This is a genomic window from Nocardioides flavescens (assembly GCF_009823805.1).
Taxonomy (GTDB): Bacteria; Actinomycetota; Actinomycetes; order Propionibacteriales; family Nocardioidaceae; genus Nocardioides; species Nocardioides flavescens.
In genome coordinates this window covers 251,046-267,951 of sequence record NZ_WUEK01000005.1, presented here as the reverse complement: position 1 = coordinate 267,951, position 16,906 = coordinate 251,046, and the positions used below count along the sequence as shown (strand labels likewise).

Genomic DNA, 16,906 nt, shown 5'->3' with positions numbered 1-16,906 from the left:
CACTGCCCATATGCGGCCCGATCTTCGGGAACTCCGGCTCGAACCGTTCGAGGGTCCGATTCGCCCTGTCATTGTCCGGGTGTGGAGCGGCAGTCCTCGAAACCCGGTCATCGGCTCCTGGCCGCATCCGTCCACGTCCACGTGCGCCCAATTTGTGTGTGAGAGGCGCAGGTCCTAGTCGGCTTCAACCACGCTTTCGGCCTCGACTGAGCCGCAGATCAACCGCACCGGAGCGACCCCTGGGCAGGTCCCGCTCCTGCAGTCCAACGGCACCCTTGCGTTCGGCATCATCTCGTCGGCTGGCGTGCCGACGCTCCTGCCATCCGGGGACGCAACCGGGGCCACCGACCTCGCCAACATCAACGCCGCCCTGAGCGGCGCGCTCCTGCGCCGAGTCGCGCTGACCAGCGATTACGTCGTGAACAACACGGTCCAGATGACGTCCCGCTCGCAGCTGTTCATGCGCGACGCCGAGATCCAGCTCGCGCCGTTCTTGAACTGCGTCCTCATCCGCAACGCCAACCAGGACGCCACCGGCGACGAGAGTACTTCAGCATCATCGGCTCCGGCCGGGCCCGCCTCCGCTCCGTCATCGGCGCAGTCATCACTACCGCTGCCGCGGCCGGCGCGACCTCCCTGGTGCTGAGCGAGCCCTCCCCGCCGTTTCGTACCGCGTCGGGGTCCACGCCACCAACGAGCCTGTCACGGTCACCGCCTGCACCCAGACCGCGCCATACACCGCCACCCTGGCCGCTCCCCTCGCGAGCGCCTACTCCGCTGGCAAGGGGATCTCTAACCAGATCCGAGCGGGCGGCGGCGCGGGCGACATCCGCACCGGCATGGGGCTCTTCTTCGTCAACGCCCGCAACTGCCTGATCCAGGGCGTTCAGATCGGCCCCACCGCAGCCTTCTCTGCGATCCAGCAGGCCTGCGTGAACATGACCTGGCGCGACATCCACCTCGCGCAGAACGACTGCCACACCAACCAGGACGGGATCGACGTCGGCCCAGGGTGCCGCAACATCGTGATCGACGGGATCACCGGCCACACCGGTGACGACCTGTGCTCGGTCTACGCGCAGAACACCAGTCCGCCGATCCACGCCTACGCAAGGCGCTGCCGAACGCTTCCGACCGCGACATCGTCGGGGTCTACCTCTCCAACGTCAACGTGAACATCGGCATCACGCCCATGCGTCTCCAAGCCGGCGACGGGTCGAAGCTCTCCGTGGTCCGAGCGAGCAACATCAACAATCAGGCTGGCAGCGCTTGGCCGATCATCGAGTTCGGAGCCACTGGCTACGTGACCGCGGCCCCCTCCGCTGGCGACCTCTCCGACGTCGTCCTCGACGGCTACACCGGCGATGCGAAGTACGTCTTCGCGGTCGATACCCCCGGCCTGAAGAGCATCGTCGGGCGCAACATCAAGATCGGTGACTGGGCCGCGCTCGTCGAGTTCATCAACGCCAACGGGGCCAAGCCGGCGGCGTCGATATCGTGCTCGAGAACGTCACCACCGACAACACAGTCAACGGCGGCACCCTCTGCTCGCTGCCCTCGGGGACCTTCGCGAGCATCACCTTCCGCAACGTCACGTTGCGACGGGCAGCCGCGTTCCTCAACAACACCGGAGCCGCCATCACCGGCATGCTGGTCGAGAACGTCAGGGCCATGGTCATGAGCGGCCCAGCTCTCCGGTCGACAACCTCGGAGACCGGTCAGGTGTCCGACGCACGCGTGGACCTGTTCTCGGCCGGCGTGCAGCACTACACCGGCGCCGCCAGCAAGCTCCGCTTCGGCGGCGACGTGCCCGAGGTCATCGCCGGCGACGTCAACCCGCTGCCGACCCGCGGCTCCGAGCACGTCGCCAAGAGCGTCGACCTCACCGGCGGCAGCGCCACCACCTCGGGCAAGTACATCGGGGATGGGACGGCGTGGAACCGGATCGTTGCTTTCGCGAACGCCTGAGCTGTTGTTCAGTCCATCGGCAGGTCACGCACGAAACGAGCCGGCGTCCCCATCACGAGCGTGTTGGGGGCGACGTCTCGGGTCACCACCGAACCGGCAGCGACGACGGCCCCGGCGCCGATCGTGACCCCTGGCATCACCATCGAACCAGCAGCGATCCAGGCACCGCGGCCAACGGTGATGGGCTTGCGGATCGTGTCCTGGGCTCGACGGTTGCGGTCGCCGATCTCGTGGGTGCCGGTGATGAGGCGCACGAACTGACCGATGGAGACGTTCTCCTCGAGATGCACCGCAGGGGTGACATTAACCCCCTCGTTGAGGAAGCAGGCGTCATCGATCTGCAGTGGGCCGACGAGCACGCAGCCACCGCCGACCCTGGTCCTCGCGCCGATCGCGACGCCGTGCCGCTCGAGACGCACGGTGTGGTGCAGACGTGCACTGGCGTCGACCTGATGGCCGCGGCGGCTGGGCCGACGAAGCCGTTGGCTGACCTCCTGGGTGAGCGACATGGGCAGAACCCTCTCACCCAACATGCCTCACCCATAGGTACCGAGCTGGACGGTTGGTGGCTAGAGCAGCGCCCGGTTACAGTGCCGCCCGTCAATCCAGACACGACGGGGGTCCTGCTGTGAGTTCGACCGATGCTGCACGCACGGGGCCCAGCCGGCCCAACTTCGAGTTCATCGACGGTCTACGTGCGCTCGCGGCGCTCTCGGTCGCCTTCTTCCACGCCTTCCTCTTCACCGGCCTCGCCGGCGAGACCACCGACGCCTTCGGCCCGCTCGCTCGAATCGTGCTCAACGGCAGCTTCGCGGTCGCGATCTTCATCGTCCTGTCCGGGTTCGTCCTCATGCTGCCGATCGCCCGTCGACCCGGCTACGAGCTCCGCGATGGACTGCGTGGTTTCGCCGTAAGGCGCGCACGCCGCATCCTGCCGCCGTATTACGCCTCCTTCCTGTTCTTCCTCGTCCTCATCCTCGCCGTGCCGTTCTTCCGCGACCCGGCCGGCACCCGCTGGGCGGGCAAGGTTCCGATCACCGTCGACGGGGTCCTCGCCCACCTGGTCATGGTCCACAACCTCGACGCGAGCTGGCACGACCAAGTCAACGGCCCCCTCTGGTCAGTCGCCACCGAAGTCCAGATATACGTCCTCATGCCGCTCGTCCTGATCCCGCTCTGGCGCCGCTTCGGCGGGATCCCCGTCATCGCCCTTGGCGTGTTCTTCGGGTGGGCACTGCACTTCATCGCCCCCCGCTTCGACGGCGCCCACTTCTGGTACATCGGGCTCTTCGCCGCCGGGATGCTCGCCGCCCAAGAGGTCACCCGCGGCCGCCGCGTGCCGCTTGCCGGACCGACCGCAGCGGTCGGCGCCGCGCTGATCGCGGTCGTCATGATCGCGTTCCAGTACCGGCTCCGGCCCAACGAGTGGCTCACCGAGGTCGGCGTCGGCCTGGTCTTCGCGCTCGGTCTCTTCGCTCTCGCGTCGGCGTCGGCCGAAGGCCGCAGCAACTGGGTCATCCGCGCCCTTGAGTCGCGTACCCTCGTCAAGATCGGGCTGTTCTCCTACAGCATCTACCTCTTCCACAGCCCCTTGATCGGCCTGAGCAACCTCGGCCTCATCCACATCGACATGCCTCTCGCGGTCCGCTTGGCTGTTATGTGGCTGGTCATCACTCCGGCCGCGGTCGCCCTGAGCTACATCCCGCACCTGTTGGTCGAGCGCCGGTTCATGACCGGGCACCAGAAGCAGGAGCTCAAGACGCCGGAGCCCAGCGCGGTCGTCTAGCGGCCGGCCTCCCGGCTCTGCGCTTTCGCCCGGTACCGATGCGCTGCTAGTCCGTTGACAGATCGCGAACGAGACGAGCGGGCGAACCGCCCACGAGCGCGTTGGGTGCGACGTCGCGGGTCACGACCGATCCGGCGAGGACGACCGCCCCCGCGCCGATCGTGACCCCCGGCATCACCATGACACCGGCCGCCAGCGCTGCGCCTCGGCCAACCGTGATGGGCTTGCGGATCGTGTCCTGGGCTCGACGGTTCGGATCGCCGATCTCGTGCGTGCCAGTGATGAGGCGCACGAACTGGCCGAGAGCGACGTTCTCGGCCAGTTGAACGTCCGGGCCGACGTAGACGCCTTCGTTGAGGAAGCAGGCGTCGCCGATTTTCAAGGGCCCGACGAGGACGCAGCCGCCTCCGATCCGGGCCCGCGCGCCGATTGCGACTCCCGCGCGCTCGAGACGCACCGTGGGGTGCAGACGAGCGCTGGGGTCCACCTGGTGGCCGCGGCGGCTGGGCTGACGCAGCCGGTGGCTCACTTTGCGCAGGAGCGACATGGCCGAACCGTAGGCGACCCCGCCGCTGTGATGGTCGCACCGGTCGAATCTGGACACCTGCGCGCGAACACACGGGTTCACTCGTTCCCGGGACGGCCACTCGGTTCGTCTCGACTGCCGGTCACGAGCCTTGAGCAGTGCGGCACGTCGCGGCTTCCCTTCGTGCACGACCTGGCGGATGATCTGCGGGTGCGTCTACGGGGGGTTGGAATGGTCGTGGCTGGAAGCGTCGTGGGACTCAGTGCTGTGGGGGGCGCGGTGGCCATTGCCTCGCCCTCCGACGAAGACACCGTCCAGGTCTGTGTGCGCAAGAGCGCCGTGGTGTCCGCGACCGCGCGGGGCAAGTGCCCCGCCGGCGCGAAGCGCGTCTCGATCACCCGCGGACCGGGCCCGGCTGGCCCGGCGGGTCCGGTCGGCGCCACGGGTCCCTCGGGTGTGGCAGGTCCAGCCGGTCCACCGGGACCGTCGGGTGCTGCGCCGGACGTCATCGACGGGGGCACACCGTGAGCGCCTCGAGGAGGAGCCTGCTCGCAGGCATCCTCGGCGCCCCTGCGGCAGTGGTCGTCGTGAGCGGCGCGCCGGCCGCAGCGGAGGCACCCACTCCCGAGGACGACACCATCGACGGGGGCACGCCGTGACGACCATCAAGCTCCGCCGCGGGACCACTGCTCAGTGGCAGGCGTCGAACCCGGTGCTGGCCGCGGGTGAGCCGGCGTTCGACATCACGACCGGCTTCATCAAGATGGGCGATGGCGAGACGGCCTGGGCCGACCTGCCGTCGTTCCTGCACGAGGACGCGGTAGCGGCCCTGATCGCCGACTCCACCACGCCGACGACCGTCCTTCGAACCGGCCGGAGTGCGCCGACGAGCGTCACCGCTCGCGCGCTGGGCCGGGCCATCAACACCGGCGACACGGCTGCACTCCAGACCACCCGCACCTCGCACACCTTCGTCGAGGACGCGGTCGGGCTGAGAGTCCTGGTCACCGGATGGGGCAACGGTGAGGGCGCACAGCCCGGTGACCTGACCGTGCGCGCCGCGCTGGAGTACGCCGGTGTCGTCACCCCGTTCACCTTCGACGGGCAGCAGGCCACGACGATTGCGCCGGGCTCGCACCGAGTCTCCGACCCGCTCGGGGTCTTCGTCACCGCCGGCTCGACGGGGTTCCTACGTGCAGAGCGGTCGGTCGCGGGTGGCGGGTCGGTGCTCTCGACCGCGGCGCTGAGGGCCTCGCTGGGAGAGGGGACGGCCACCTCTACCAGCGCGGTGTACGGCGCGGCCTCCGGCTTCTCCGTGGTCGCCGACGAGAACACCCCCGCCTGGGCCCCGCTCGCGATCTTGGCCGACGGGTCGGCCGGACGGTCCGTCGCCTTCTTCGGCGACAGTCTGAGCAACGCACAGCGCGACGCCGTCCCCGAGGACGGGGGCTACCTGCTCCGAGCTGTCTCTCCGGACGTCGGCGTCCTGCGCCTCAACGGTGGTGGCGGCACTGCCGGTGCCTTCATCGGCAACGGGTCAGGAGCGGACTCAGGGCGCCGGAGACTCGCGCTGGCGCGGCACGCGTCGTACGCGTGGGTGGAGTACGGCGCCAATGACCTGAACGGCGGAGCCTCGCTGACCACGATCCAGGCCAATCTCACCCGTCTGTGGACGGCGCTCAGCCTCCTGGGACTGCCGGTGTGGCAGTCGACCATCACGCCGTGGTCCTCCAGCTCTGACGGATGGACCACCGTGGAGGGACAGACGCCGTACTCGAAGCACCCGACACGGATCGCACTCAATGACTGGATCCGGACGAAGCCCGCCCCGCTCACAGGCTTCTTCGAGGTCGCGGACGTCGTCGAGTCGGAGCGGAACTCCGGGAAATGGGCGCTCACAGACGGTGCGCCCGCAGCGACCGACGGCATCCACCCCTCCGGCCCGACGTACGCCAAGATCGCTGCCGCGATCCGACCCGGCGTTCTGTCCGCCTTCGCATAGGCCGGTCTGAGCAGAGGCCCCCGCCTCGACCCGTGGCTTCGAGACAGGACTTCGTCCGTCGTCAGCCAACAGAGCGACGGCAGCCCCGCTCCTCTCGGTGCGGGGCTGCTGTATGTCGTACGACGGGAGGCGGCTCAGGAGAGCGCGACAGTCACCTCGGCGACGGAGCCGACCTGGGCGTGGACGGCGCGGTCGACGGGGTCGGCCTGGGGCGCGAGGGTGCGCAGGGTCCAGTCGCCCTCGCCGGCGAAGAACCGGAAGTGGCCGGTGGCCGAGGTCGGGACCTCGGCGGTGAACTCGCCGGTGCGGTCGAGCAGGCGCACGTAGGCGTTGCCGACCGGCTGGTCACCGCGCAGGACCTGGCCCTGGATCACGGCCTCCTTGGCCACGTTGACGCCGTCGAGCGAGAGACCACCCTTCACAGCTCCGCACATCTCAGGCCTCGCCCTTCTCGTCACCGAGGACGACCGGGACGCCGACGAGGGAGCCGTACTCGGTCCACGAGCCGTCGTAGTTCTTGACGTTGTCCTGGCCGAGGAGCTCCTTGAGCACGAACCAGGTGTGCGAGGAGCGCTCGCCGATGCGGCAGTAGGCGATGGTGTCCTTGTCCCAGTCGACGCCGGCGTCGGTGTAGATCTGGCGCAGCTCGTCGTCGGACTTGAAGGTGCCGTCGTCGTTCGCGGCCTTGCTCCACGGCACGTTGGCGGCGGTGGGGATGTGGCCGCCGCGCTGGGCCTGCTCCTGCGGGAGGTGGGCCGGGGCGAGCAGGCGGCCGGCGTACTCGTCGGGGCTGCGGACGTCGACGAGGTTCTGGGTGCCGATGGCAGCCACGGTCTCGTCGCGGAAGGCGCGGATCGAGTGGTCCTGCTCCTGCGCGGTGTACGACGTGGTCTCGCGCGAGGGGAGCTCGTCGGTCAGCTCGCGGGAGTCGAGCTCCCACTTCTTGCGGCCGCCGTCGAGGAGCTTGACGTCCTGGTGGCCGTAGAGCTTGAAGTACCAGTAGGCGTAGGCGGCGAACCAGTTGTTGTTGCCGCCGTAGAGCACGACGGTGTCGTCGTTCGACACGCCCTTGCTCGAGAGGAGCTCCTCGAACTGCTGCTTGTTGACGAAGTCGCGACGGACCTGGTCCTGCAGGTCGGTCGTCCAGTCGAGCTTGATGGCTCCCTTGATGTGGCCCTTGTCGTACGCCGAGGTGTCCTCGTCGACCTCGATCAGCACGATCTTCGGGTCGTCGAGGTGCTCCTCGACCCACTGGGCGGAGACGAGCGAGTTCTCGCGGGTCATCTGGTTCCTTCTCTCTTGTTCTTCTCGAAGTCTGTGGGGGTGGTGCCCGGGAGGGCGGTGGGTCAGGCCGTGGCGCGCTTGAGCAGGAGGTACACCTCGCAGCCGAGGCAGAAGGCGAAGACCGCGTTGAGCAGCGCCGCGACCAGCGCGAGGCCGACAGCGACCTGACCGAGCAGCGTGACGCCGGTCGCGAAGCCGACGAGCGCGACCACCGTGAACGCCAGCCCGACCGTCTGCGCGAACCGCGGCGGCGCCGGGTCCTCGAGCTCGCTCGGCGGAGCGAGGCGCGGGCGCACCAGGGTGCGGAACAGCCACGCGTGCGGTGTGCGCTGGACGCCGCGGGTGGCCCCGATCGCGAAGAAGACCGCTTGGACCGCCACGAGGACCGTCGCGGCGGCCGCGGGCAGCACCAGAGCGACGGCGAGGACGGCGGCGGTGAGCGCAGCAGTGAACTGCGGTCCGCGCGGGTCGATGCCCGTGCGCTGCGCGGTGGGACTGCTGGACGTTGCGGTCACGGCGATGGCTCCTCGGGGTCGGACGGTCGGCTCGGGCGCGTCACCCGGGCGGGACCTGCCCGGGATGCGTCAGGAGCGGCGACAGAGCGACGAGCGCACGCGGCAGTGGTCCACTGCGCGGCGGCGGGTCAGCATGGTTGAGGCCATGGTGACGACAGTACGGGCGGCGCCCTCGTCGAGCATCCCGACGTCCCAGGATGCGGACAGGCGTCTCACTCAGCGGACACGGCGGACTCGAGCGACGCCATCACGGCCTGCTTCGAGGGGGCGCCGGCCGCCCGGGTGACCTCCCGACCCGTGCCGTCGAGCACGAGGGTGGTCGGGGTCCGCACCACGCCGAGGGCCCGGACCAGCTCGAGGTGGTGCTCGGCGTCGATCTCGACGTGCCGCACGCCCGGGACGACCTCGGCCACCTCGGACAGCACCCGTCGCGTCGCCCGGCAGGGCGCGCAGAACGCCGAGGAGAACTGCAGCAGCGTCGCCCGCTCGCCGCGCTGCTCGTCGTACGCCGTGCCGTCGAGGACCGAGACAGGCACCGACACCGGCTCAGCCGCTGGCGTCTCGACTCGACGCGTCCGGAACCGTCCGTCGGAGACGGCGCGGAACGCCCCGAAGCCCAGCGCCAGCACAACGGCGGCGATCAGTACGACGAGTCCGGTGGTCACGATCACGGCAACGGCGTGGGGCGGCGGGGCATTCCTGACCGGGTCGGGCGCCCGTGGGATCGTCGGTGGATGTCGGTGTCGGGGTCGGGGTCGCGGAGGGTCCTGCTGGGGCTCCTCGTCGCCTATGCGCTCGCGCTGGCGGTGGCGCTCCTCGCCCCGTCGTCAGGCACGCAGTCGGACCTCGCGCGTGAGGCGGCCACGCTGGCGATCCGCGCCGGGCTGGACCCGGTGCAGGTCACCCAGGCCCGGGCGGAGTTCGTCTGCAACGCCCTCATCCTCGTGCCGGTCTCCGGGCTCGGCGCCCTCATCTGGCCGCGCAGCACCTGGCGCGACTGGACCGCCGCGGCGTTCGCGCTGGCCTGTGCGGTCGAGGTGCTCCAGGGGCTGCTGCTGCCGGGTCGCCACCCCTCGGCCGTGGACGTCGTGGCCAACACCCTCGGCGGGCTGGCGGGCGCGCTCGCCGGGACCGTGGTGCGCGCCGCCGTGCGCGGGCCTGCACGTCCCTCGCCGGGCCGGCACCGGGGCGCGGGTCAGCCGCCGGCGAAGGGCGGCAGGAACTCCACCGACGTGCCGGGCTCCACGACCACCTGATTGGGATCGCGCGAGCCGACGGGCTGCTCTCCGAGCAGGGTCGAGCACGCCTGCAGCACCTCGGCGAGCCGGGTGCCGGGGTGCAAGTCGACCGCACGGCGGCGCACCTCGGCGAGCGTCAACGGCCCCGAAACCGGGAGGTCATCTGCGGCCGTCCCGGCGGCCGCTTTCGCGGCGGCCCAGTAACGGACGCGGATGATGTTCGTCTCAAGCACCGGTTGGAACCTTCCAATGTGTACGCCGGGTTACCTATTGTGGGCTGCTCCGCCGGAGCTCAGCGTTGCGCCTCGGTCTCATCCATCCTGTGGGAGGACCCGATGAGCACTCTGCTGCTGCTGACCAACGCACTCCAGCCCTCCGCCGAGGTACTGCCCGGCCTCGCGCTCCTCGGCCACCAGGTGCGCATCCTCCCCGCCGAGGGCAGCGCCCTGCTCGAGGCGCCGGACTCCGACCTGCTGCTGGTCGACGGCCGCCAGGACCTCGCGCATGCCCGCGACCTGTGCCGCCTGATCCGCACCACCGGCTCGGACGTGCCGGTGCTCCTCGTCGTGACCGAGGGCGGCCTCGCCGTCGTGACCCACGACTGGGGCATGGACGACGTCGTCCTGCACACCTGCGGCCCGGCCGAGCTCGAGGCCCGCATCAAGCTCTCGATCGGCCGGCTGACCGCTCAGCGCGAGGCCGCCGACCCCGAGGCGCACGTGATCCGCTCCGGCGAGGTCGTGGTCGACGACGCGACGTACACCGCGAAGGTCGGCGGTCGTCACCTCGACCTGACCTTCAAGGAGTTCGAGCTGCTGAAGTTCCTGGCCCAGCACCCCGGCCGGGTGTTCTCGCGCCAGCAGCTGCTGCAGGAGGTCTGGGGCTACGACTACTTCGGCGGCACCCGCACCGTCGACGTCCACGTGCGCCGTCTGCGCGCCAAGCTCGGCCCCGACAACGAGACGCTCATCGGCACCGTCCGCAACGTCGGCTACCGCTTCGTCGTCCCCTCCAAGGAGAAGGACACCGCCGCCGACGTCGCCCGCAACGACGCCCTCGGAGCGCAGGAGTCGGTCGACGCCTGACCTCCCGGTCGGTAGCACCTCGATGTTTCCGGCAGGTCTCGTCCCCAGCAGGCGAGAGGAACGCCGCGGGGTGGGGCCCACTGTCGGTGCGCGCGACTAGCGTGCGAGCACCGCGGGTGGAGGGACCGCCCGCTGCGCCTGCTCGAGGAGCCGCACCGTGCACCGTCTCACCGTCCGAGGCCTGACCGCCCCGCTCGCCGCCGGAGCACTCCTGGCCTCCGCCCTCGTCGCAGGCGGGGCGCCCGCGCAGGGTGCCGACGCGGTCGCCGGAGCACTGACGTCGGGCGACACGCTCTTCCCGAACCAGGGCAACGGCGGTTACGACGTCGCCGACTACGACCTCCGCTTCGCCTGGACCCCTGGCGCAACCCTCGCGGCGTCGACCATCAACGCCACCACGACGATCACCGCGCGCACGACGGGCGCTCCGCTGTCGTCGTTCGGCCTCGACTTCGAGGGGTCCGGCCTGACGGTCCGATCGGTCACAGTCGACGGAGTCGCGGCCGCGTTCCGCCGCACGGACGGCACTCCCACCGTGGCGCCCACGCCGCCCGAGGCCCACAAGCTGATCGTCACGCCGACGTCACCGGTCTCCGGGTCGTTCACCACCGTGGTGACGTACGCCGGGGTCCCCAGCACCCACGTCGACCAGGACGGCTCCTGGGAAGGATGGGTGCCGACCGACGACGGCATGATCTTCATGGGCCAGCCGATCGGGTCGATGGCCGGGTTCCCCCACAACAACACCCCCGCCGACAAGGCGACGTACACGATCTCCCTCGACGTCCCGAGCGCGATCACCGGCACGGACGGGGTCACGGGCAGCGCGGCCGCCGTGTCCAACGGCACCCTGGAGTCCCGCACCCCGAGCCCGGACGGCAGCCGGACCACCTGGGTGTGGGAGCAGGCGCAGCCGATGGCCTCCGAGCTCGCGCTCGTCACCATCGGGCGCTACGACGTCCACCAGTCGACGATCACTCTCGCGAGCGGACGACGCATCCCGGAGTGGTCGTTCATCGACTCCGCACTGCCGTCGACGGAGAGGCAGGCCTTCACCACTCGCCGCGTCGACCTCGGTCCGATCACCCGCCGGCTGGAATCGCTCTACGGCGCCTACCCGTTCGACAGCACCGGCATCGTCGTCGACACCGTCCCCTCCGGCATCAACTACGCCCTCGAGACCCAGGGCCGCTCCTTCTTCCCCAGCGTCGACGAGGTGCTCGACAGCACCCTGGTCCACGAGCTGACGCATCAGTGGTACGGCGACGCGGTCAGCCCGAAGGTCTGGAACGACATCTGGATCAACGAGGGGATGGCGAGCTGGGGGCCGACCTGGGAGTCGTCGGTCCTCGCGGCAGCCTCGCCCTCCCCGGCCGCCGTCGAGGACCGCTGGTTCAGGAGCTGGAACGGCACGACCGCCGACGACCCGAACTGGTCGGTCGCGCCGTCCGGGATGACGGACACCCGTGACCTCTACGGCTACCAGACCTACACGCGCGGGGGTCAGTTCTGGGAGGCGCTGCGCACGGCGATCGGCGACACCGACTACTTCGCGGTGGTGCGCGGATGGCAGAGCCAGCGCAGCGGCAGCAACGGCGGCGCTCGCGACCTCGAGGCGCTGGCCGAGCAGATCTCCGGGCGCGAGCTCACCCCGTTCTTCCAGGACTGGATCTGGGAGGCGGACAAGCCGGCGTGGCCCGGCAAGGCCGAGGTCTCCCTCTCGGTCGACCGGAGCGGCGAGGTGGCAACCGGCTCGACCCTGACCTACACGCTGCGCGCCACCAGCTCGGGCAAGGTCCCGATCGCCGGAGCAGTGGTGACGCTGGATCTCGCCGACGTGCTCGACGACGCCACCCTTGGCGCGCTCCCCGCCGGCCTCACTGCATCCGGCACGACCCTCACCTGGGCGGTGCCGACGACTCCCTCCACAGCCGGCGCGAACGTCACCACGGTCGCGGTGCCCGTGACCGTGCGGGCCGACAGCGGCAGCGCCCGGCTCGTGGCCCGGGCCAGCACGACCAGCGTCGGCACGACGTGCACCTCGTGCACCGCGTCGGCGACAGTGCCAGCGCAGGTCTTCGCCGGCGCGGCGGTCACCACGAAGGGCCGGCCCGTGGTGGGTCGCAAGCTCAGGGCGAAGGTCACTGGCGTCCCCGACGGCACCACGGTGACGTACCGATGGCTGGTGAAGGGCAAGGTCGTGCGCGGCCAGAAGAAGGCCACGCTGCGTCTGAAGCGCTCGATGCGCGGCGAGAAGGTCCGCGTCGTCGTCACCCTGAGCCGACCCGGCTACGTCACGACGACGATCGAGAGCGGGAAGACGAAGCGGGTGCGCTGACCCACCGGGGCGGGACCTAGCCTGGGTCGCATGCTGACCCCGGTCCCGCCCGAGTCGTCCTGGCGCTCCGTGGTCGACGGCGTACGCCGCGCGTGCGTCGCCGCCGGGGAGCCGGACCCGCTCGACGAGGCGGCGCAGCTGCGGCTGACCCACCACGGCCTCGACGGCTCGACGCTGTGGCTGACCGACGAAGCGGGGTTCGCACTCGCCCACGACGGCGCGGTCGACCTGGCCGTAGCGCCGGACGAGCGGCGCAGCGGCCACGGCACGGCGCTCGCCGAGGCGGCGTTCGCGGGCAGCGGGCCCGTCACGGCGTGGTCACACGGCGACCACCCGGCGGCGGCGCGACTGGCCGAGCGTCACGGGCTGGCCCGCGTGCGTGAGCTGTGGGTGATGCGCCGCCCGACCTCGCTACCGCTGCCCGAACTGCAGGTGCCCGAGGGCGTGACGGTGCGGGGCTACCGATCCGAGGACGAGGCCGAGGTGCTGCGCGTCAACGCGGCGGCGTTCGCCCACCACCCCGAGCAAGGCTCGATGGACGCCGACGACCTCGCCGCCCGGATGGGCGAGCCGTGGTGGGACCCGGCCGGCCTGCTGGTGGCCGACGACGGCGACGGGCTGCGCGGGTTCCACTGGACCAAGCAGCACGACGCCTCGCTGGGCGAGGTCTACGTCGTCGGCATCGACCCGGCGGCCCAGGGCCAGGGGCTCGGCAAGGTCCTCACCCTCGCGGGACTGCACCACCTCGCCGGGCTCGGCGTCGACGAGGTGCTCCTCTACGTCGAGTCCGACAACACGCCCGCCGTGCGGGTCTACTCCGGGCTCGGGTTCGAGCACGCGGCGAGCGACACGCACGTGCAGTACCGCCGCGACTGACCCCGGGTCAGGAGCGGACCCCGGCCGGGTCGAGGGACGTGTCCCGACCCGGGCCGCCGATGAGGTCGTCACGACCCCGGCGACCGCGCAGGACGTCGTCACCCCGCCCGCCGGCGACCGCGTCAGCCCCGGCCCCGGCCGACAGGACGTCGTCACCGGCCCCGCCGCGGATGACGTCGCTGCCGGGACCACCGGCCAGCACGTCGTCCCCGGTCCCGCCGCGGAGCGTGTCGGCGCCCCCGAGCCCGCAGACCAGGTCGTCGCCACCGCGACCCAGGACCCGGTCGACACCCGAGGTGCCCACGACGACGTCGTCACCCGGCGTCCCGACCGTCACCCGTCCCGGCTCGGCGACGAGGGTCGCGACCCGGCCCTGGCACCGGGGCGGGGTCGCGGGCTCCGGCTCGACGGTGCCGTCGGGGGCGGGCGTGCGCGGCTCGGGGCCGGGCGGTGTCGGTGATCGTGGGATCCCGTCCACGGTCAGCGTCGAGGTGCCGACCGTCTGCTGCATCCCGGTGACCCCGGTGAACCACCGTCCGTCGAGGGCGTAGTCGCCGGTCACGGAAGCCCGCACCGGGACCGAGACCACGCAGTTCGAGAGCGCGGCGGTCGAGCCGCCCGACAGCAGCACCCGAGTGGCGCCGTTCGCGGCGGTGAGGGTGCCGCCGCAGCCGGACGAGACCGCACCGGCCACGCTGAGCCCGGGCGGCAGCCGCAGGGTCCAGCCCAGGCCGGACGCCGCGGTCAGGAGGGTGTTGGTCACCTGGACGTCGAGCGTGGCCAGCCCCGACGTCGTCGAGGCCCGGTCGAACGCCGCGCTCAGGTTGGCGTCCTGGGCGGTCGCGAACTGCTGGAGCGAGGCGGTCCGGGTGCCCGGCGCGGAGCCCAGCGACCACTGCACCATCAGCCCGGAGTCGTGGGTCGCGTCCTGGTCGTCGACCGCGAACCCGATGTCCCTGCCCGCGAAGACGTCGGGGTACGGCACGTGCCACTGCTGGGAGCTCACGCCGTCGAAGGGCTGCGAGCCCGGCACCTCCCGGAAGCCGACGAGACCGTGCGACTGTGTGTTGAGCGTGACCACCGAGCGCACCGGGCTGGTCAGCATCACACCGAGTCCGTAGTCGGACCCGCCGGGCTCGGTGTTGCCACCCAGGTAGAACCTCACCGGCGCCGTGTTGCCGTCGGGGATGGTGAAGACGTAGCTGTCGGTCACGAAGTCGTTCGGATAGGTGTAGGTGACCGTCCGGTCGACGGTGTAGTCGAGGCCCCCGACGGTCGCGACGTAGCGCACCCGGGCCGAGGCGTCGCCCGTCGCGGTGTTGTTGTTGGGCGTGCCCGCCGGCGTGGACACCGCACTGCCCGTGATGCCGACCGCGGTCACCGAGGCCCAGTCCAGGCCGGACTGCGCCGGTCCGGCCTGGCCGTAGAGGCTCCCACCGATGTTCAGCATCGGCCCGCCGGCCTCGCAGCAGTACTGCGAGTGGTTGCGGTACCAGAGGTCGTCCTGGCCGGCACTGCCGTAGACCCGGTTGATCGTGAACCGGACGCCGTCCGAGCCGTCCGGGCGTACGCCCCCGCCGGGGTTGAGGACGATCTCCGGGGCGCCCATCTGGCCGTAGCCGGCGTCCGCGCGGGACACGATCGTGACCGACAGGGCGAGGGCGGACACGACGGCGAGGGTCGCCGCGAAGAGGTGGGTGCGCACAGGGGCCTCCCGGCAGGCTCCGGGGGAGGTCGGAGCGGGGACCCCCAGGCTAGGAAGACCTCAGCACCGTCGTCCGACGAAGCAGAGCGGCCGCCCCGCCCGTCCAGACGTCGCCTCAGGACCGGGCGCCGCCCGCCGATGGGGACAGCGACGACGACACGTCAGTGCGTCAGGCAGAGCCTGTCGGGCTCAGCGCAGCGGGCGCACGTGCAGCCCGACCTCAGGGTCGACCACGACCTCCTGGGCGGCGGGCATGCCGTCGGCCGAGAGCGTGGCGGCGAGGTCGACGTTGCGCTTGACGAGCCCGAGCGCGATGGGCCCGAGCTCGTGGTGGCGGGCCGAGGAGCCGACGAAGCCGACCTGCCTGTCGCCGTTGAGCAGCGGCGCGCCCTGGGCGGGCAGACGGTTCTCGGTGCCGTCGAGGTGCAGCAGCACGAGACGGCGGGGCGGGCGACCGAGCGTGTGCACGCGTGCGACCGTCTCCTGGCCGCGGTAGCAGCCCTTGTCCATGTGCACCGCGGAGCCGACCCAGCCGACCTCGTTGGGGATGCTGCGGGCGTCGGTGTCGATGCCGGGGCGCGGCTCACCGCGGGCGATGCGCAGCGCCTCGAAGGCCCAGGTGCCGGCGGCGGGCCCCGCGGCCTCGGCGTACGCCGCGAGCTGGGCGCGCGGCACCACCTCGTAGCCGTCGTACGCCGCCCCCCGGGCCGGGCGCCAGGCCACGGCGAGCTCGGCGGTGACGTCGGTGAGCTCGACGCGCATCATGAACTTCATCCGCTCGAGCCAGGCGACCAGCGGGGCGGCCGCGCCGGGCTCGGTGTGGAAGGTGAACGCCGTGCCGTCGTCGGAGCCGATGAAGGCGTGCTCGACGTGGCCCTGCGGGTCGAGGACGAGCCCGGGCAGCACCGCGCCGGGGGTCGGGGCGAGCAGGTGCTGGGTGGTCAGCGAGTGCAGCCAGGTGAGGCGGTCGGGGCCCTCGACGCGCACGACGTCGCGGTGCGACAGGTCGACGAACCCCTCCCCCTCCTCGAGCGCGCGCTGCTCGCGGTTGAACGAGCCGTAGTGGGCCGCGACGGGTGCGTCGACGCCGTCACCGGCGACGGCTCCGGGGAGGTCGAGGAGCGGGGAGGTCACGAGGTGGGGTTCCCATCGGAGGCGGGGGCGGGGTCGCAGGAGGTGCAGCGACCGAAGACGGTCAGGTGGCCGACGTCGGCCTCGAACGCGTGCTGGGTGCGCAGCGTCTCGAGCAGCGGTGCGAGCACGTCGGGGTCAACGGAGACGACCTGGTGACAATTCCGGCAGACCAGGTGGAAGTGCTCGTGGTCACGCACGGAGTGGTAGGTCGGCGACCGGTCGGAGAGGTGGGCGTGGCGCACCAGCCCGAGCTCCTCGAGCACCTCGAGGTTGCGGTAGACGGTGGAGGCGTTGAGGGCCGAGGAGTGCTTGCGCACCTCGGCGAGCACCTCGTCGGGGGTCGCGTGGCCCAGCGTGTCGACGGCGTCGAGGATGAGCTCGCGCTGGGGCGTGAGGCGGTAGCCCCGCTCCCGCAGGAGGGTGCGCCAGTCCACGGCCATGTTGCGTCC

At 71.2% G+C, this 16,906-nt stretch carries 20 protein-coding genes; 10 read left to right on the top strand and 10 right to left on the bottom strand.

What is annotated here, in order from left to right:
* The first annotated feature begins 304 nt into the window (after window positions 1-304).
* The 3 genes from GRQ65_RS10110 (at window position 305) to GRQ65_RS10100 (ending at window position 1,968) form a co-directional block, all read left to right on the top strand.
* Entirely contained in the window at window positions 305-646 is a 342-nt protein-coding gene (locus GRQ65_RS10110; RefSeq protein ID WP_160877793.1) for a hypothetical protein, read from the top strand.
* 193 nt (window positions 647-839) lie between these two features.
* Window positions 840-1,175 carry a glycosyl hydrolase family 28 protein gene (locus tag GRQ65_RS10105; RefSeq protein ID WP_160877791.1) on the top strand — a complete coding sequence of 112 codons (336 nt, stop codon included), beginning with the start codon at window positions 840-842 and terminating at the stop codon, window positions 1,173-1,175.
* 322 nt (window positions 1,176-1,497) lie between these two features.
* Window positions 1,498-1,968: a hypothetical protein gene (locus GRQ65_RS10100; protein WP_160877789.1), complete on the top strand. Its 471-nt coding sequence runs from the start codon at window positions 1,498-1,500 to the stop codon at window positions 1,966-1,968.
* Window positions 1,969-1,976: 8 nt separating this feature from the next.
* Here the strand turns inward: GRQ65_RS10100 and GRQ65_RS10095 are convergent, their stop codons facing one another.
* On the bottom strand, window positions 1,977-2,477 hold the full coding sequence (locus GRQ65_RS10095; RefSeq protein WP_160877787.1) for an acyltransferase: 501 nt from the start codon (window positions 2,475-2,477) through the stop codon (window positions 1,977-1,979).
* A gap of 119 nt (window positions 2,478-2,596) precedes the next feature.
* On the opposite strand from GRQ65_RS10095, the gene GRQ65_RS10090 reads away from it, so the two are divergent.
* Window positions 2,597-3,754 carry an acyltransferase family protein gene (locus tag GRQ65_RS10090; RefSeq protein ID WP_160877785.1) on the top strand — a complete coding sequence of 386 codons (1,158 nt, stop codon included), beginning with the start codon at window positions 2,597-2,599 and terminating at the stop codon, window positions 3,752-3,754.
* A 46-nt stretch (window positions 3,755-3,800) separates the two neighbouring features.
* Here GRQ65_RS10090 and GRQ65_RS10085 read toward each other — a convergent pair whose 3' ends face one another.
* A complete protein-coding gene (locus GRQ65_RS10085) occupies window positions 3,801-4,301 on the bottom strand; it encodes an acyltransferase (RefSeq protein ID WP_160877783.1) in 501 nt (166 codons plus the stop codon).
* Between the two features lie 503 nt (window positions 4,302-4,804).
* Here GRQ65_RS10085 and GRQ65_RS23975 point away from each other — a divergent pair.
* Window positions 4,805-4,939, top strand: coding sequence for a hypothetical protein (locus GRQ65_RS23975; protein ID WP_337191614.1), 135 nt, complete (start codon window positions 4,805-4,807; stop codon window positions 4,937-4,939).
* Complete coding sequence (locus GRQ65_RS10080; protein ID WP_160877781.1) at window positions 4,936-6,282, top strand: hyaluronate lyase N-terminal domain-containing protein; 1,347 nt, start codon at window positions 4,936-4,938, stop codon at window positions 6,280-6,282. Before GRQ65_RS23975 ends, GRQ65_RS10080 begins: the two co-directional genes overlap by 4 nt.
* A gap of 134 nt (window positions 6,283-6,416) precedes the next feature.
* On the opposite strand, the gene GRQ65_RS10075 is transcribed toward GRQ65_RS10080, so the two are convergent.
* The 4 genes from GRQ65_RS10075 to GRQ65_RS10060 all read right to left on the bottom strand — a co-directional run bounded on the left by GRQ65_RS10075 (window position 6,417) and on the right by GRQ65_RS10060 (window position 8,752).
* Window positions 6,417-6,716: a DUF1416 domain-containing protein gene (locus GRQ65_RS10075; RefSeq protein WP_160877779.1), complete on the bottom strand. Its 300-nt coding sequence runs from the start codon at window positions 6,714-6,716 to the stop codon at window positions 6,417-6,419.
* Between the two features lies 1 nt (window position 6,717).
* Window positions 6,718-7,566 carry a sulfurtransferase gene (locus GRQ65_RS10070; protein ID WP_160877777.1) on the bottom strand — a complete coding sequence of 283 codons (849 nt, stop codon included), beginning with the start codon at window positions 7,564-7,566 and terminating at the stop codon, window positions 6,718-6,720.
* 62 nt (window positions 7,567-7,628) lie between these two features.
* Window positions 7,629-8,081 carry a DUF4395 family protein gene (locus tag GRQ65_RS10065; RefSeq protein WP_160877775.1) on the bottom strand — a complete coding sequence of 151 codons (453 nt, stop codon included), beginning with the start codon at window positions 8,079-8,081 and terminating at the stop codon, window positions 7,629-7,631.
* Between the two features lie 212 nt (window positions 8,082-8,293).
* Window positions 8,294-8,752, bottom strand: coding sequence for a TlpA family protein disulfide reductase (locus GRQ65_RS10060; RefSeq protein WP_337191613.1), 459 nt, complete (start codon window positions 8,750-8,752; stop codon window positions 8,294-8,296).
* Between the two features lie 63 nt (window positions 8,753-8,815).
* On the opposite strand from GRQ65_RS10060, the gene GRQ65_RS10055 reads away from it, so the two are divergent.
* A complete protein-coding gene (locus GRQ65_RS10055; RefSeq protein ID WP_160877773.1) occupies window positions 8,816-9,337 on the top strand; it encodes a VanZ family protein in 522 nt (173 codons plus the stop codon).
* Here the strand turns inward: GRQ65_RS10055 and GRQ65_RS10050 are convergent.
* Window positions 9,277-9,552, bottom strand: a complete 276-nt coding sequence (locus tag GRQ65_RS10050; protein WP_237448032.1) for a ubiquitin family protein — start codon at window positions 9,550-9,552, stop codon at window positions 9,277-9,279. The two genes, GRQ65_RS10055 and GRQ65_RS10050, sit on opposite strands and share 61 nt — an antisense overlap.
* A 102-nt stretch (window positions 9,553-9,654) precedes the next feature.
* Between GRQ65_RS10050 and GRQ65_RS10045 the strand changes: the two genes are divergently transcribed.
* The 3 genes from GRQ65_RS10045 (at window position 9,655) to mshD (ending at window position 13,618) form a co-directional block, all read left to right on the top strand.
* Window positions 9,655-10,404: a winged helix-turn-helix transcriptional regulator gene (locus GRQ65_RS10045; RefSeq protein ID WP_160877771.1), complete on the top strand. Its 750-nt coding sequence runs from the start codon at window positions 9,655-9,657 to the stop codon at window positions 10,402-10,404.
* A gap of 157 nt (window positions 10,405-10,561) precedes the next feature.
* Window positions 10,562-12,742, top strand: coding sequence for a M1 family aminopeptidase (locus tag GRQ65_RS10040; RefSeq protein ID WP_160877769.1), 2,181 nt, complete (start codon window positions 10,562-10,564; stop codon window positions 12,740-12,742).
* A gap of 30 nt (window positions 12,743-12,772) precedes the next feature.
* Entirely contained in the window at window positions 12,773-13,618 is an 846-nt protein-coding gene (mshD, locus tag GRQ65_RS10035) for a mycothiol synthase (RefSeq protein WP_160877767.1), read from the top strand.
* 7 nt (window positions 13,619-13,625) lie between these two features.
* Here the strand turns inward: mshD and GRQ65_RS23970 are convergent, their stop codons facing one another.
* The 3 genes from GRQ65_RS23970 to GRQ65_RS10020 all read right to left on the bottom strand — a co-directional run bounded on the left by GRQ65_RS23970 (window position 13,626) and on the right by GRQ65_RS10020 (window position 16,897).
* Window positions 13,626-15,323, bottom strand: a complete 1,698-nt coding sequence (locus GRQ65_RS23970; protein ID WP_160877765.1) for a DUF7933 domain-containing protein — start codon at window positions 15,321-15,323, stop codon at window positions 13,626-13,628.
* Between the two features lie 189 nt (window positions 15,324-15,512).
* A complete protein-coding gene (gene ygfZ / locus GRQ65_RS10025) occupies window positions 15,513-16,457 on the bottom strand; it encodes a CAF17-like 4Fe-4S cluster assembly/insertion protein YgfZ (protein WP_160877763.1) in 945 nt (314 codons plus the stop codon).
* A complete protein-coding gene (locus tag GRQ65_RS10020; protein WP_160877761.1) occupies window positions 16,454-16,897 on the bottom strand; it encodes a Fur family transcriptional regulator in 444 nt (147 codons plus the stop codon). The genes ygfZ and GRQ65_RS10020 overlap by 4 nt, the downstream gene beginning before the upstream one ends.
* Window positions 16,898-16,906 lie beyond the last annotated feature (9 nt).

Excerpts from the sequence above, each read along its gene's own strand:
- GRQ65_RS10105 (WP_160877791.1), top strand. The coding sequence starts at position 840 with ATGGGGCTCTTCTTCGTCAACGCCCGCAACTGCCTGATCCAGGGCGTT.
- GRQ65_RS10095 (WP_160877787.1), bottom strand. The coding sequence starts at position 2,477 with ATGTCGCTCACCCAGGAGGTCAGCCAACGGCTTCGTCGGCCCAGCCGC.
- GRQ65_RS10085 (WP_160877783.1), bottom strand. The coding sequence starts at position 4,301 with ATGTCGCTCCTGCGCAAAGTGAGCCACCGGCTGCGTCAGCCCAGCCGC.
- GRQ65_RS10075 (WP_160877779.1), bottom strand. The coding sequence starts at position 6,716 with ATGTGCGGAGCTGTGAAGGGTGGTCTCTCGCTCGACGGCGTCAACGTG.
- GRQ65_RS10070 (WP_160877777.1), bottom strand. The coding sequence starts at position 7,566 with ATGACCCGCGAGAACTCGCTCGTCTCCGCCCAGTGGGTCGAGGAGCAC.
- GRQ65_RS10055 (WP_160877773.1), top strand. The coding sequence starts at position 8,816 with ATGTCGGTGTCGGGGTCGGGGTCGCGGAGGGTCCTGCTGGGGCTCCTC.
- GRQ65_RS10045 (WP_160877771.1), top strand. The coding sequence starts at position 9,655 with ATGAGCACTCTGCTGCTGCTGACCAACGCACTCCAGCCCTCCGCCGAG.
- mshD (WP_160877767.1), top strand. The coding sequence starts at position 12,773 with ATGCTGACCCCGGTCCCGCCCGAGTCGTCCTGGCGCTCCGTGGTCGAC.
- GRQ65_RS10020 (WP_160877761.1), bottom strand. The coding sequence starts at position 16,897 with ATGGCCGTGGACTGGCGCACCCTCCTGCGGGAGCGGGGCTACCGCCTC.